This is a genomic window from Bradyrhizobium sp. 62B, assembly GCF_030272265.2.
Classification (GTDB): Bacteria; Pseudomonadota; Alphaproteobacteria; order Rhizobiales; family Xanthobacteraceae; genus Bradyrhizobium.
Genome location: NZ_CP092841.2, coordinates 7,223,734 through 7,237,972, shown reverse-complemented (window position 1 = coordinate 7,237,972; position 14,239 = coordinate 7,223,734). Strand labels below are relative to the sequence as shown.

The 14,239-nt window shown below is 63.9% G+C and carries 12 protein-coding genes; 7 read left to right on the top strand and 5 right to left on the bottom strand.

Annotated elements, in window-relative coordinates:
• Nucleotides 1–30: 30 nt before the first annotated feature.
• On the bottom strand, nucleotides 31–1,731 hold the full coding sequence (locus ML401_RS34680; protein WP_285808802.1) for an alpha-amylase family protein: 1,701 nt from the start codon (nucleotides 1,729–1,731) through the stop codon (nucleotides 31–33).
• A gap of 153 nt (nucleotides 1,732–1,884) precedes the next feature.
• Between ML401_RS34680 and ML401_RS34675 the strand changes: the two genes are divergently transcribed.
• On the top strand, nucleotides 1,885–2,376 hold the full coding sequence (locus ML401_RS34675; RefSeq protein WP_194405053.1) for an MmcB family DNA repair protein: 492 nt from the start codon (nucleotides 1,885–1,887) through the stop codon (nucleotides 2,374–2,376).
• A 149-nt stretch (nucleotides 2,377–2,525) separates the two neighbouring features.
• On the opposite strand, the gene ML401_RS34670 is transcribed toward ML401_RS34675, so the two are convergent.
• Together ML401_RS34670 and ML401_RS34665 are read right to left on the bottom strand one after the other, a co-directional pair.
• Nucleotides 2,526–3,080: an ActR/PrrA/RegA family redox response regulator transcription factor gene (locus tag ML401_RS34670; RefSeq protein WP_008141807.1), complete on the bottom strand. Its 555-nt coding sequence runs from the start codon at nucleotides 3,078–3,080 to the stop codon at nucleotides 2,526–2,528.
• A 102-nt stretch (nucleotides 3,081–3,182) separates the two neighbouring features.
• Nucleotides 3,183–4,505 carry an ActS/PrrB/RegB family redox-sensitive histidine kinase gene (locus tag ML401_RS34665; protein WP_285812784.1) on the bottom strand — a complete coding sequence of 441 codons (1,323 nt, stop codon included), beginning with the start codon at nucleotides 4,503–4,505 and terminating at the stop codon, nucleotides 3,183–3,185.
• Between the two features lie 106 nt (nucleotides 4,506–4,611).
• Here ML401_RS34665 and ML401_RS34660 point away from each other — a divergent pair, with 106 nt between their 5' ends.
• The 5 genes from ML401_RS34660 (at nucleotide 4,612) to ML401_RS34640 (ending at nucleotide 9,789) form a co-directional block, all read left to right on the top strand.
• Nucleotides 4,612–5,403, top strand: coding sequence for an ABC transporter ATP-binding protein (locus ML401_RS34660; protein ID WP_211415389.1), 792 nt, complete (start codon nucleotides 4,612–4,614; stop codon nucleotides 5,401–5,403).
• Between the two features lie 109 nt (nucleotides 5,404–5,512).
• Nucleotides 5,513–6,331 carry an ABC transporter permease gene (locus ML401_RS34655; protein WP_194405051.1) on the top strand — a complete coding sequence of 273 codons (819 nt, stop codon included), beginning with the start codon at nucleotides 5,513–5,515 and terminating at the stop codon, nucleotides 6,329–6,331.
• 121 nt (nucleotides 6,332–6,452) lie between these two features.
• The gene (locus ML401_RS34650) at nucleotides 6,453–7,781 is read left to right on the top strand and encodes a polyhydroxyalkanoate depolymerase (RefSeq protein WP_194405050.1); all 1,329 of its coding nucleotides are present in this window, start codon (nucleotides 6,453–6,455) and stop codon (nucleotides 7,779–7,781) included.
• 217 nt (nucleotides 7,782–7,998) lie between these two features.
• Entirely contained in the window at nucleotides 7,999–8,838 is an 840-nt protein-coding gene (locus ML401_RS34645) for a M48 family metallopeptidase (RefSeq protein ID WP_211415390.1), read from the top strand.
• 195 nt (nucleotides 8,839–9,033) lie between these two features.
• Nucleotides 9,034–9,789 carry an SDR family oxidoreductase gene (locus tag ML401_RS34640; RefSeq protein WP_285808785.1) on the top strand — a complete coding sequence of 252 codons (756 nt, stop codon included), beginning with the start codon at nucleotides 9,034–9,036 and terminating at the stop codon, nucleotides 9,787–9,789.
• A 157-nt stretch (nucleotides 9,790–9,946) separates the two neighbouring features.
• Here ML401_RS34640 and ML401_RS34635 read toward each other — a convergent pair whose 3' ends face one another.
• The gene (locus tag ML401_RS34635; RefSeq protein ID WP_259218101.1) at nucleotides 9,947–12,163 is read right to left on the bottom strand and encodes a transglycosylase domain-containing protein; all 2,217 of its coding nucleotides are present in this window, start codon (nucleotides 12,161–12,163) and stop codon (nucleotides 9,947–9,949) included.
• 167 nt (nucleotides 12,164–12,330) lie between these two features.
• On the opposite strand from ML401_RS34635, the gene ML401_RS34630 reads away from it, so the two are divergent.
• A complete protein-coding gene (locus ML401_RS34630) occupies nucleotides 12,331–12,756 on the top strand; it encodes a DUF1330 domain-containing protein (RefSeq protein WP_285808784.1) in 426 nt (141 codons plus the stop codon).
• 137 nt (nucleotides 12,757–12,893) lie between these two features.
• Here the strand turns inward: ML401_RS34630 and ML401_RS34625 are convergent, their stop codons facing one another.
• Nucleotides 12,894–14,120 (bottom strand): ABC transporter substrate-binding protein, encoded by a 1,227-nt coding sequence (locus tag ML401_RS34625; protein WP_211415393.1) that lies wholly within the window; start codon nucleotides 14,118–14,120, stop codon nucleotides 12,894–12,896.
• Nucleotides 14,121–14,239: the final 119 nt, after the last annotated feature.

Below are 14,239 nucleotides of genomic sequence, written 5' to 3'. Positions count from 1 at the left end.
CCGGTGGATACAGCGAGGCATGTCGAGACGTCACCCCGGATGCTTATTCCCACGTACCGTATTCCCGTCGATGTCACTCCGCTTCAACAGATAATCCAGCCCGCCGACGCGGTACCAGCGATAGCCATAGGGCTCCAGTACGACGCGGTGCTGGCCGCGCTTGTCGGCATGGCTGTGGTCCTCCGCGAGGAGATTGATCAAATGCGCGCCGGCCTCGCCCGATAGCCCCACCGAGAACGCGATCTCGCGCGGCTTCTCGTCGAGATTATGCACGAACAGCACCGAATTGTTGCGCCAGTCGTAGCGCATGATGAACACCGCGGGATCGCGCGTCGGGATGATGGCGAAATCGCCCCAGCCGACCTCCGGCACTTCCTTTCGCATGCGGACGATGCGCTCGGTCCAGTTCAGCATGGAGTTCGGATCGCGCCGCTGCTTTGCCACGTTGACGTGCGGATAGCCGTAAGGTCCCTTGTCGATGACGGGGCAGGCCGGCTTGTCGCTCTTGGTGAAGCCGCCATGCGGCTCGGTCGACCATTGCATCGGCGTGCGCGCGCAATTGCGCTCGGGCAGCGAAAGGTCGTCGCCCATCGCGATCTCGTCGCCATAGCGGATCACGGGCGTTCCCGGCAGCGTGCACATCAGGCTGTAGGCGAGCTCGAGCCGCCTGCGGTCGCCGCCCAGCATCGGCGCGAGCCGGCGGCGAATGCCGCGGTCGTAGAGCTGCATGTCCTTGTCGGGGCCGAACGATTTGAACACCGCATCGCGCTGCGCCTTGGTCAGGCGTCCGAGATCGAGCTCGTCGTGATTGCGCAGGAACAGGCCCCATTGCGCCGTGGCCGGCCGCGGTTTTGTTGCTTTCAGCGCCTTGGCCAGAGCGCGCGAGTCCGCCGAGGCCAGCGCGTAGAACAGATGCTGGTTGACGTGGAAGTTGAACATCATGTGCATGCGGTCGGCGTCGCGGCCGAAATATTCCATGTCGGTTTCCGGCAGCACGTTGGCCTCGGCGAGAATGATCGCGTCGCCCTGCCGCCATTGCAGGAATTCGCGGAACGCGCGCAGCATGTCGTACTGCTCGACCGGCTTCTTCACCTTCGCGCCCTTGGTCGCGATCACGAAGGGCACGGCGTCCATGCGGAAGCCGGAGACGCCGAGCTGGATCCAGAAGCCCATGATCTTGAGAATTTCCGCCTGCACGTAAGGATTCGACGTGTTGAGGTCGGGCTGGAAATCGTAGAAGCGATGGAAGTAATAGGCGCCCGCTTCCTTGTCGCGCGTCCATGTCGATTTCTGCACGCCGGGAAACACCATGCCCTTGTTGGCATTGGCGGGCTTCTTGTCGGACCACACATACCAGTCGCGATAGGGCGAGTTCTTGTCGCGCCGCGCCTCCTTGAACCATTGATGCTGGTCCGAGGTGTGGTTGACGACGAGGTCGATGATGATGCGGATGCCGCGCTGCTTGCAGCCATGGGTGAACTCGACGAAATCGCCGAGCGTGCCGTAGCGGGGATCGACGCTGTAATAATCGGCGATGTCGTAGCCGTCGTCGCGGCCCGGCGAGGTCTGGAACGGCATCAGCCAGATCGTGGTGATGCCGAGGCCGTGCAGATAATCGAGCCGGCGCAGCAAGCCCTTGAAGTCGCCGATGCCGTCGCCGTTGGCGTCCATATAGGAGCCGACGGACAGGCAGTAGATCACGCCGTTCTTGTACCAGAGATCGTCGATCATGCGCGCGCCGCCTCGGTGGTTCCGCCGAGGACCGGCGGCTGCGTGATAAGTGCTTGGGGGAGGGGAGGTTCCGCATCCTCACCGGGTGTGTGGTAACAGCTCGCCCCTATCGGACAGTGTCCGCCCCACACGGAATCGGCTATCCTCCTCGCCATGGACAACCCCGCCCGCAACCTCTCCCTCGTGCCACCGCCCGACCGCCGCCAATCCGAGACGGCGCTTGCGATCGCGCGCGGCACCTCGCGGCTGTTACGTTCGCTCGGCTTCTCCTGCATCAGCGAATTGCCGCTGCCCTCGGGGCGGCGCGCCGATCTGGTCGCGCTGAACGAGCGCGGCGAGATCTGGATCGTCGAGATCAAATCGTCGGTGGAGGATCTGCGTGCCGATCAGAAATGGCACGAATACCGCGCCCATTGCGACCGGCTGTTCTTCGCCTTCACGCAGGATCTGCCGTGCGAGATCTTTCCGGAAGAGACCGGCCTGATCGTCGCCGACGCCTACGGCGCGCACCTGCATTGCGAAGCGCCCGAGCACAAGCTCGCGGCCGCCACGCGCAAGCAGATGACGGTGCGGTTTGCAATGGCAGCAGCGTTACGGATCAACCGCCTGGTCGATCCGCAGGGACACGCGGAGTTTTGGGAGTAGGACGGTCTCGTGTCCCGGACGCGCTGCAGCGCGTAGCGTTGCTGCGCAGAGCCGGGACCCAGAAGGCAATGGATTCTGAGAGATGGGCCCCCGGCTCTGCAGCGCATCACTTCGTAATGCGCTGCGTCCGGGGCACGAGCCGTTGAAGCTTACCGCGGCGCGCGCTTGGCCAGAATGCGCTGCAGGGTTCGCCGGTGCATGTTGAGCCGGCGCGCCGTTTCCGAGACATTGCGGTTGCACATCTCGTAGATGCGCTGGATGTGCTCCCAGCGCACGCGGTCGGCGGACATCGGGTTGGTCGGCAGCTCGGACTTCTCCGCGCTGGTCGACAGCAGCGCCGCGACGACGTCGTCGGCATCCGCGGGCTTGGAGAGATAATCGATCGCGCCCATCTTCACCGCGGTGACGGCGGTGGCGATGTTGCCGTAGCCGGTCAGCACGATCGCGCGCGCATCCGGGCGCTTCTTCTTCAGCGCCGAGACGACGTCGAGGCCGTTGCCGTCGCCGAGCCGCAAATCGACCACGGCGAATGCGGGCGCCGCCTTGCCGATCTGGGCAAGACCGTCCGACACGGTGTCACATGACGTCACCGCAAAGCCGCGCGTCTCCATGGCGCGCGACAACCGCTCCAGGAACGGCTTGTCGTCCTCCACGATGAGCAGCGAGCGGTCGGTCTGTTCGTTCAGTTCGGCGATGGCGTTCAAGGTTTTGTCCTCTCTCCAACGCGTCTACATATGGCCTCGCAATCGGGCGGTGCCAAGGCCGCCGATAGTCGATCGGCCCTGTTGTGCGACGCAAGGTCGCGGCTATCCTATTGTTTCTTCGAGCGTCTCGATAGCCTCAAAGCGCTCTCGCGGCCAACTGATGTGGACCACGGCACCGTGTTCCGGAAAGGTCCGGTTGGTAAACGAGACCTTGGCGCCGGTGCGTTCGAGCAGTGTCCGCGCGATGAACACGCCCAATCCGAGGCCGCGTCGTTCGCCACCGCCCTCGTCCACGGTTCGCCGCCGCGACAGATAGGGCTCGCCGATCCGGTTCAGGATATCGGGGGGAATGCCGGGGCCGTCGTCGGAGATCACGAGCTCGATCGTATCCTTGTTCCACCACGCGTTCACCTCGACCGTGGTGCGGGCGAAATCGACCGCGTTCTCGACGATGTTGCCGACGCCGTAGAGGATCGCCGGATTGCGCGAGCCGACCGGCTCGGCCACGGCGGCGACCGCGATCCGCACCTTGATCTCGACACCGAAATCGCGGTGCGGGGCCACCACCTCCTCGATCAGCTCCGACAGCTTCATGCGGTCGAACGGCGCACCGGTGGAGGAGAGCTGGGTGATCTTGCTCAATATGTCGCGGCAGCGCTGGGTCTGCTCGCGCAGCGTCTTCAGGTCGGCGGCAAAACTGGCGTCTTTCACCGTCTTCTCCAGCTCGCGCGAGATCAGGAAGATCGTGGCGAGCGGCGTGCCGAGCTCGTGCGCGGCGGCAGCGGCAAGGCCGTCGAGCTGGGTCAGATGCTGCTCGCGCGTCAGCACCAGCTCGGTCGCGGCCAGCGCGTCCGCGAGCTTGCGCGCCTCCTCGGTCACCTGGAACGAATAGAGGCTGGTGACGCCGATCGCGAGCGCGATCGAGAGCCAGACGCCGACGAGGTAGATCGGCGGCAGCACCAAGGGATCGTCGGAATCCCAGGGCAGCGGCAGATGGAAGAAGAACAGCACCGAGGCGCAGGCGACCGCGAGCAGGCCGAGGCCGAAGGTGAGGCGCGCCGGCAGCGCCGTGGCCGAGATCAGCACCGGCGCGAGGAACAGGAACGAGAACGGGTTCTGCAAGCCGCCTGTAAAGTACAACAGGCCGGCCAATTCCACGATGTTCAGCGCGAGCAGGCCGGCCGCCTGGATCGGCTCCAGCCGCTGCATCGGATTGGCCGCGGTCTGCAGCGCCAGGTTCAGGGCCGCCGACAGAGCGATGATGCTGACGCAGGGGACGATCTCGACGTTGAACTCCAGCCCCTGCGCCACGATGAAGATCGCGGCGAGCTGCCCCAGCACCGCAAGCCAGCGCAGCCGCAGGATCGTATCCAGGCGGATATGCCGCTGCGAGGGGCGGAAGTCGGAAGCAGCAATTTCGGTCATATCGGCCAATGTGGCGGCGCCTTCCAAGGTCACAAACGCTGGGCTCGCGGAACCACCGGATTACAAGCCTTGCGCTCCCTGCCGCAATAGCAGAAGAACGGTCAGCATGACGGAGAATGACGAGGCTTCAAGCCGGCCGACTGTCGCGGAGCGCAGCTCGTCCGCGGCGATCGCGGTCGAGCATCTCGTCAAGGTCTATAAGCAGACCCGCGCGGTCGACGACATCTCCTTTGTCCTGCCGCGCGGCAGCATCACCGGCCTTCTGGGCGGCAACGGCGCCGGCAAGACCACGACCATCGCGATGATCATGGGGCTGGTGCTGCCGACCTCCGGCCGCGTGCAGGTGCTCGGGCATCGGATGCCCGAGGAGAGCGCTGCCGTGCTGGGGCGGATGAACTTCGAGAGCCCCTATGTCGACATGCCGATGCGGCTCACGGTACGGCAGAACCTCACCATCTTCGGCAAGCTCTATGCGGTGAAGAACCTCGCGGGCCGCATCGCGGAGCTCGCGGACGATCTCGATCTCACCGACTTCATCGATCGCGCCAACGGCAAGCTCTCCGCCGGGCAGAAAACCCGCGTCGCGCTGGCCAAGGCGCTGATCAACCAGCCCGAGCTCCTGCTGCTGGACGAGCCGACCGCTTCGCTCGACCCCGATACGGCCGACTGGGTGCGGGCGCATCTGGAGCGCTATCGCAAGGCGAACAACGCCACCATTCTCTTGGCTTCGCACAACATGCTCGAGGTCGAGCGGCTCTGCGACCGCGTCATCATCATGAAGCGCGGCCGCATCGAGGACGACGACACGCCCGAGGCGATCATGGCGCGCTACAACCGCACCACGCTGGAGGAGGTGTTTCTCGACGTCGCGCGCGGCCGGAAGGAGGCGGTGCGATGAGCAGACGCAGCCGTAGCCCGGATGGAGCGCAGCGTAATCCGGGACGCCTGTCGCTTGTGGCAAGATTCCCGGATTGCGCTGCGCTCCATCCGGGCTACGGGGTGTCCTCATGACCGACATCTCCCACCATCACGGCATCTCCGCCCATCGCATCGGCGCGATGATCCTGCGCTATTGGTATCTCTTGCTGTCGTCCTGGCCGCGGCTGCTTGAGCTGTTGTACTGGCCGGCGCTGCAGGTCATCACCTGGGGCTTCATCCAATATTACATCGCGGAGAATGCCAGCTTTTTCGCGCGTGCCGGCGGCACGCTGATCGGCGCCGTCATCCTCTGGGACATCCTGTTTCGCGGCCAGCTCGGCTTCTCCATCTCGTTCCTCGAGGAGATGTGGGCGCGCAATCTCGGCAACCTCATGATGAGTCCGCTCAAGCCGATCGAGTTTCTGCTCTCGCTGATGGTCATGAGCCTGATCCGCCTCGCGATCGGAATCATCCCGATGACGCTGCTGGCGCTGTTCCTGTTTCACTTCAACGTCTACGCGCTCGGCCTGCCGTTGATTGCCTTCTTCTGCAATCTGATCTTCACGAGCTGGTCGGTCGGCATCTTCGTCTCGGGCCTGGTGCTACGAAACGGCCTTGGCGCGGAGAGCATCGTCTGGACCTTGATGTTCGTGATCTTGCCGCTCGCCTGCATCTACTATCCCGTCAGCGTGCTGCCGGTTTGGCTGCAATATGTCGCCTGGACGCTGCCGCCGACCTACGTGTTCGAAGGAATGCGCGCGCTCCTGATCGAGAACACCTTCCGCACCGACCTGATGCTGGATGCACTGGCCATCAATGTGGTGCTTCTGGTTGCATCTTTTGGGGCATTCCTTGCCCTTTTACGCAGCGCCAGGAAGCACGGCTCGCTGCTGGCGGGCGGCGAATAGCGTCACTTTCTCGTGGATTCAGGCCGGTTGAGCCGTTTCGGCCACGTAGATGTACGGAACCATGCATTGACGCAATATTACGCATTCGGCAGTATGCTGCGATGCGAAGAGGAATATAGCGATGCCTATTGGTGAGTTTGGCGGCGCGCCGCCCCTGGCGGCCGAAGGCAGTCCGGTCCTGACGACGCCGATGTACTGGATGTACGAGATGGCGCACGCCTCTCTCAATCCGGCACGTGCGGTCACTGACGCCACCAAGTTGCTGTTTCAAAATCCGCTCAATCCCTGGGCGCGCACCGAGATCGGCAAGTCGGTCGCCGCAGCCTGCGAATTGTTCGAGCGCACCACGCGCCGTTACGGCAAGCCGGAATGGGGTCTCAACGACACCGAGGTCAACGGCATCCGCGTTCCCGTCGAGGTCCGCTCGGTCTGGGAAAAGCCGTTCTGCCGGCTGCTCTATTTCGATCGCAAATTCGCGCGGCCTTTGCGTAGCCCGCAGCCGCGCGTGCTGATCGTCGCGCCGATGTCCGGCCATTATGCGACGCTGCTGCGTGGCACTGTCGAAGCCTTCCTGCCCGCGCATGAGGTCTACATCACCGACTGGGCCGATGCCCGCATGGTGCCGCTCAGCGACGGCCGCTTCGATCTCGACGACTACATCGATTACGTCATCGAGATGCTGCATGTCCTCGGCGGCAACACGCATGTGCTGGCCGTGTGCCAGCCCTCCGTGCCCGTCGTCGCCGCCGTCTCGATCATGGAAGCGCGGCGAGATCCCTTTGTGCCGACCTCGATGACGCTGATGGGCGGGCCGATCGACACTCGCCGCAATCCGACCGCGGTGAACAACCTCGCCCAGGAGCGCGGCATCGACTGGTTCCGCAACCACGTCATCACCAAGGTGCCGTTCCCGCATCCGGGCATGATGCGCGACGTCTATCCGGGATTCCTGCAGCTCAACGGCTTCATCAGCATGAATCTCGACCGACATATGGACGCCCACAAGCAGCTCTTTGCCCATCTGGTGAAGGGCGACGGCGACCTCGTCGACAAGCATCGCGAGTTCTATGACGAATATCTCGCGGTGATGGATCTCTCGGCAGAGTATTACCTGCAGACGGTCGACACCGTGTTCGTGAAGCACTCGCTGCCGAAGGGCGAGATGACCCATCGCGGAACACGCGTCGATCCCTCCAAGGTCACGCGCGTGGCGTTGATGACGGTCGAAGGCGAGAACGACGACATCTCCGGTCTCGGCCAGACCGAAGCAACGCACACATTGTGCAGCTCGATCCCGGATCATCGCCGCATTCATTACGTCCAGAAGGGTGTCGGGCATTACGGCGTGTTCAACGGCTCGCGCTTCAGGTCGGAAATCGTGCCGCGAATTCACGACTTCATGGTTTCGGCGGCGAATCCGAGCTCGTTGCAGGCGCGCGCGGCCGAATAACCTGCTTTTTCGGCTTTCCCGTCGAAAATCCGGTCCCGGCCGGACGTTCCGGAGGGGGTGAATACCCACCAGATTCGCGGTATTTAGGTAGCTTTATAGGAGTGAGTCAGCACTCACCTCTTGGGGGTGCCGCATGCATCCAGCGAGGGCGAAAAAAGCCGGTTCCAACCCCAGTCTGTAGGGTCTCCCGGAAGCCTGACCGCTGTATATTGGGCAAATGATTTGTTTTTGCGCCGAGCGCTTCCCATGGCGGCGGTTATGGCAGAATCCGGGCGCCCTCCTGCCCCCCGGACTGACAGACATGGCCACCCGCGCACTCCTTTATCGTCGGCCCCACGAACCAAAGACCGTCCTGATCACCCACGGATCGCAATTTTTTGCCATCCGATTGCGCCGGCACCGCCGCGCGCGCCGTTACACGCTCAGGATTCATCCGAGCGATCGTGAAGCCATCCTCACGATGCCGCCGCGCGGCACGCTGGCCGAAGCCAAAGACTTCGCGCAGCGTCATGGTGCGTGGATCGCCGCGCGTCTCGGTCGCTTGCCGAAGGCCGCGCCGTTCCAGCCGGGCACGGTGATACCGCTTCGCGGCACGCCGCATCGCATCGTTCATCGCGCCGGCACGCGCGGCACGGTGTGGACCGAGACTCGCGATAGCGGCGAGAAGATTCTCTGCGTCGCCGGCGGGCTCGAACATGTCGATCGCCGCGTCAGCGACTTCCTCAAGCGCGAGGCGCGCCGCGATCTGCAGCGGTCGGCGGAGGCCTACGCCGCCGAGCTCGGTGTCAGGGTCAAGCGCCTGTCGATCCGCGATCAGTCCAGCCGCTGGGGTTCGTGCACCTCCGCGGGCTCGCTGTCGTTCTCCTGGCGCCTGATCCTCGCGCCGCCCTTCGTGCTGGACTATCTCGCCGCCCACGAGGTTGCCCATCTCGTCGAGATGAACCACTCGGCGCGGTTCTGGCGCGTCTGCGGCAAAGTCTGCCCCTCGATGGAGCGTGCCAAGAAGTGGCTCGATACCTACGGCAACGACCTGCACCGCTACGGCGTCGAGGATTAGGGCTCGCTTTTGCCTCATCTGACGCTGTCATCGCCCGCCTTTTGCGCGAGGGCTTGCAGCCGCGCGCGCCGATGGATTGATGGGACTTTGTTCTCAGCGGCCTCGGTGTCCGACCAGCCCTTTCGCGCAAGTCGACAGCCTCTTCATTGATCATCAATCCACGGGCATCCCCCTGATTTGTGAGGAGATCAACCGATGAACCTCGGACTGGAAGGCAAGACCGCCCTCATAACGGCGGCCAGTGGCGGAATTGGCAGCGGCATCGCCGGCTCACTGGCAGACGCGGGGGTGCGGGTCGCAATCAGTGCGCGGACGGCGGCCGCGCTGGAGAAGGTAGCCGGAGCCCTCGCCTCGCGCGCTGGCGGTCGTCCCGTGATCGTCGTGGGGGACGTGTGTGCGCAAGGCGGCCCGGCGCAAATTGCAGCCGAAGCGTCGGCCGCGCTCGGCGGGCACGTCGATATCCTCGTCAACAACGCCGGTGGGGCGAGACCCGTGACGGGCGAGGCCGACGATGCCTTCTGGGACGAGGCGATGACGCTCAACTTCCTTGCGGCACGTCGCTTGACCGACCTCATCTCGCCGGGAATGAAGGCTCGAAACTGGGGGCGGATCGTCAACATCTCGGGTGCGCTTATTGCGCCTAAGCTCAATGGAGCGGCGCCGGCCAAGGCCGCTCTCGTCAGCTGGTCCCGAACGCTATCGTCCGAACTCGGCCCCTATGGTGTCACCGTCAACACGATCGCACCGGGCCGCATCAACACCGCTCAAATTCAGAAATTGCATCCAACGGAGCAATCGAAGGCGGACTTCATCAAGCAGAATATCCCTGCCGGCTATTTCGGGGAGCCTGAGGATATCGGGCACCTCGTCGCGTTTCTCGCCTCTCCACTCGCCCGCTACATCAATGGCGCTGCGATCCCGGTTGATGGGGGCGCGATCCGCCGGGTGTAGAACGTCAATCCCGAAGGGTTGCAGCTGACGTCCAAGCCCGCGCTTCGAACGTCAGTGCCTCCCCCCGCAAGCCGTTGATTTCGTTAGCGCCGGCTACTGTGCATGGGGTTGTTTTCGCGGTTTTTGTGTTGAGGTCGCCAAAGCCCTCAGGCCGCGCCTATCGGTTTCCGCCGAACAACCGGTCCATCAGCCAGCCATCGAGTCCCGCCGCGGCCTCCGGCCGTGCATTGGCGCGCGTCGGCGGCGGGCGATAGCCGCCATTGTTGGCCGGCGCCGGTGCGGGCGCAATCGCTGTCGGGGGTGACACTTGCGAAGCCGCCTGCGCAAGGTTCGACAGGCCCCAGCCGCCTGGTGCGCTCGGCAAGTTTGCCACCGCCACACCCTCGTGCGCCGTCTTCATGAAGCGCGACCAGACTTCCACCGGCAGGCCGCCGCCGGTGGCCTTCTTGGTCGGCGAGTTGTCGTCGTTGCCGAGCCAGACGCCGGTGACGAGGTTTGCGGTGTAGCCGATGAACCAGGCGTCGCGATAATCCTGGCTGGTGCCGGTCTTGCCGGCCGCGGGCCATCCCGGGATCTCCGCCTTCTTGGCCGTGCCCGATATCAGCGTCTCCCGCATCATCGCGTTCATCATGCCGACATAGCGGGGGTCGATCACCGGGTTGCGCTCTTCAGGCTGACGCATATAGAGCAGCTTGCCGCTGAGCGTCCTGATCCGCGTCACGACATGCGGCGCCACTGCGAAGCCGCCATTGGCGAAGGGCGCGTAGGCGCCGACCAGCTCGACGACCGAGACTTCCGACGTGCCGAGCGCGATCGAGGCATTGGGCTCGAGCTTTGAGGAGATGCCGAGCCGGTGCGCGGTGCGCACCACGTTCTTCGGTCCGACTTCGAGGCCGAGACGGATGGCGACGGTGTTGAGCGACATCGCCAGCGCCTGGGTCAGCGTCACCGCGCCGAAATATTCATGGGTGTAGTTCTCCGGCCTCCAGCCCTTGACCTCGATCGGCGCGTCCTGGCGCATCGTGTCGGGCGTCAGGCCCTGTTCGAGCGCCGTGAGGTACACGAACGGCTTGAAAGACGAGCCCGGCTGCCGTTTGGCGGTGACCGCGCGGTTGTACTGGCTCTCGGAATAGTTCCGCCCGCCGACCATCGCGCGCACGGCGCCGTCGGGCGTCATCGCCACCAGCGCGCCCTGGCTGACATTGAACTTCACGCTCTTGGCCGCGAGCTCGTCGATGATGGCGGCTTCCGCCACGCTCTGCAGCTTGGGATCGATCGTGGTCTCGACCTTGATGCTCTCGTCGATCTGGCCGACCAGATCGTCCAGGACCTCGCCGATCCAGTCGGCGACGTAATTGACGGTGCCGGCGCCGGCCGGCTTCACATTGTAGGAGGGATGGCCGATCGAGGCCTTGGCCTGCGCGTCGGTGATGAATTTTGCATCCGCCATCGCCGCGAGCACGATTTGCGCACGCGCTTCGGCGCCTTCGGGATTGCGGTTCGGGGCGAGGCGCGAGGGCGATTTGACGAGACCGGCCAGCATCGCCGCCTCGGCCACGGTGACGTTCTTCGCCGACTTGCCGAAATATTTCTGCGCGGCGGCTTCGACGCCGTAGGCACCGGAGCCGAAATAGACGCGATTGAGATAGAGCTCCAGGATCTCGTCCTTGGAGTGCTTGCGCTCCAGCCAGATCGCGAGCTCCGCCTCCTGCAGCTTGCGCTGCATGGTGCGCTCCTGGGTCAGGAACAGGTTTTTCGCGAGCTGCTGCGTCAGCGTCGAGCCGCCTTGCGAGACGCCGCGGTGCAGAACGTTGGTGACGAGGGCGCGCAGGATGCCGACGGGATCGATGCCGAAATGCGAATAGAAGCGGCGATCCTCGATGGCGATGAACGCCTTCGGCAAATAGGGCGGCAGGTCCTTCAGCGCGACATTGGCGCCGGCCATCTCGCCGCGCTGCGCCAGCATGCTGCCGTCGATGCCGACGATCTGGATCGTCGGCGGGCGTTTTGGAATCTCCAGCGACTGGATAGGCGGCAGATGGGCGCCGACATAGATCACGACGCCGATCACCGCGATGCCGCCCCACAGGCTCAGCACCGCGCCCCAATAGACCAGACGGCCGAGGCCGAACCCGCCCCGCGACTTCGCGCGCCGCTTGGCGCCGCTCCGGCCGGCCGGCGCCTTGCGTTCGCGCGGCGGCTCGCCGCCGGGCTCGTCAGCCTTGCGCTTGGCGGATGATTTCGCTGATTTCTTCGGCTTGTCGTCGCCGCCACCGGGAACGCGATCCGCCGCGGTCAGGCGCAGATCGGAGAGCGCCGCGGGCAAGCCGAACAGCGGCTCCTTCCGCCCACCCTTTTTCTTTCCCCACGCCATACGCAAAACGCCCGGTCAGCCCGCCCCGTCGCACGCTAGCGGTCGCTGTTTAAGGCCCGGTTACCCCGGCGTTAACGCGTGATTAGGAGGTGGGGCATTCGCACCCCGCTGTTCCGCATCCTTGGCGCCAAAGCTACAATCGTCGGCATCAAGAAGAAGGAGCGCTCATGGGCCATATCGATCCGAGCAAGGAGATTTTTGCGCAGTTCCGGGAGAACGACCGTCCCGGCCCGATCCATATGCTCAACCTGGTGCGGTTGCGGAAAGAGGCGGCCTATCCGGACGGACGCAAGGCGAGCGGCGCGGAAGCCTACGCGGCCTATGGCCGCGAGAGCGGCCCGGTGTTCGAACGCCTCGGCGGCCGCATCGTCTGGCAGGGCAGGTTCGAGCTGATGCTGATCGGCCCGCAGGACGAACGCTGGGACCATTGCTTCATCGCAGAGTATCCGAGCGTCGCCGCCTTCGTCGAGATGATCCGCGACCCCGTTTATCGCGAGGCGGTGAAGCACAGGCAGGCCGCGGTGGAGGATTCCCGCCTCATCCGGCACGCGGTGCTGCCGGTGGGGAAGAATTTTGGCGAGATACCGGTGTGAGTGCCGTTGGACCGATCTCTCGCGGTCGTCATGGCCGGGCTTGACCCGGCCATCCACGACTTCCTTTCGCGCCTCCAAGAACGTGGATGCCCGGGACAAGCCCGGGCATGACGTCGTTGAGGCAGCGTTCTTGAGAACTAACCGGCCGGACCCGCATCCTCCAGGATCGGGCCGAACAGCTCCCAGCGCTCGCCGTTGAACTTCATCATCTGAAGCTGCTTGTTGACGCGGTAGTCGGTCGGCGACGTATTGGCCTTGATGCCGGGCAGCGACAGGTCGAGTTCAACGTCCTTCAGGCTGGTGGCGACCTTCATGACGTTCTCGCGGGTCAGGTCGTCGCCGCATTTCTGGAGCACGTAAGCCATCAACTGCGAGGTCGAGTAGCCGTAGCTGTTGAAGCTCGAATCCTTGTCGCCGTCCGGATAGTACTTGGCCATGAACTCGAAATATTTCTTCATGCCCGGATCATCCTTCCAGCTCGGATCGAGCGGATCCTTGCCATAGTTGACGCTGATCACGCCCTTGGATGCTTCAAGTCCAGCGGGCTTCATCACGGCGCCGACCGAAGTGGCGTTGATGTCGAGAATATGCACGGGGTGCCAGTCGAGCTCGGCGATCTTCTTGATCGCCTGCGCGGCCTGTTTAGGCGTCGTGGCGCTGAAGAACAAATCGGCGCCTGCCGACTTGATCTTGAGGATCTGTGAATCGACGGTGGGATCGGACACTTCGTACGAAGCTTCCGCGACGATCATGCTGGAGGCCTTGTCTCCAAGCCCGGCCTTGATGCCGTTCAGATAGTCTTTTCCGAGATCGTCGTTCTGGTAGAGGACGCCGACCTTGGCGTTCGGATGATTCTTGATGATGTACTGGCCGTAGATGCGGCCTTCGACGAAGTAGTTGGGATTGAAGCCCATCGTCCAGGGGAAGTTCTTGGGGTCGGTGAACTTCGATGCGCCAGTGGCCGCGAAGAGTTGCGGCACCTTCTTGGCGTTGAGATATTTCTGCACGGCAGCGTTCGAGGGGGTGCCGAGAAGCTGGAATGTCAGCAGCACCTCGTCGCTCTCGACCAGCTTGCGCACCTGCTCCACGGCCTTGGGCGGCGAATAGGCGTCGTCATACTGGATCAGGTTGATCTTGCGGCCGTTGATGCCGCCCTGATCGTTGATCATCTTGAAGTAAGCGGCCTGGGTCTTGCCGATCGTGGCATAAGCAGAGGCGGGACCGCTGAACGGGTTGGTCTGACCGATCTTGATTTCGGTGTCCGACGCGCCGGGGTCATATTTCTTCTGGGCATTGGCCGCCGAGACCGACAGCGCCAAAGCGAGCGCCGTGCCAGTGACCAGATGCAAAAATCCGTTCCTCATTCGCAATTTCCTCGGTTTGTTATCGCGGACGATCTTTCCATCGCCCCGTCGGCGGCGGACGTCATCGCTGGGCGGGAGTGTGGCGGAGGCTCTGCTGCGACGCAAGATTACATGCTGGT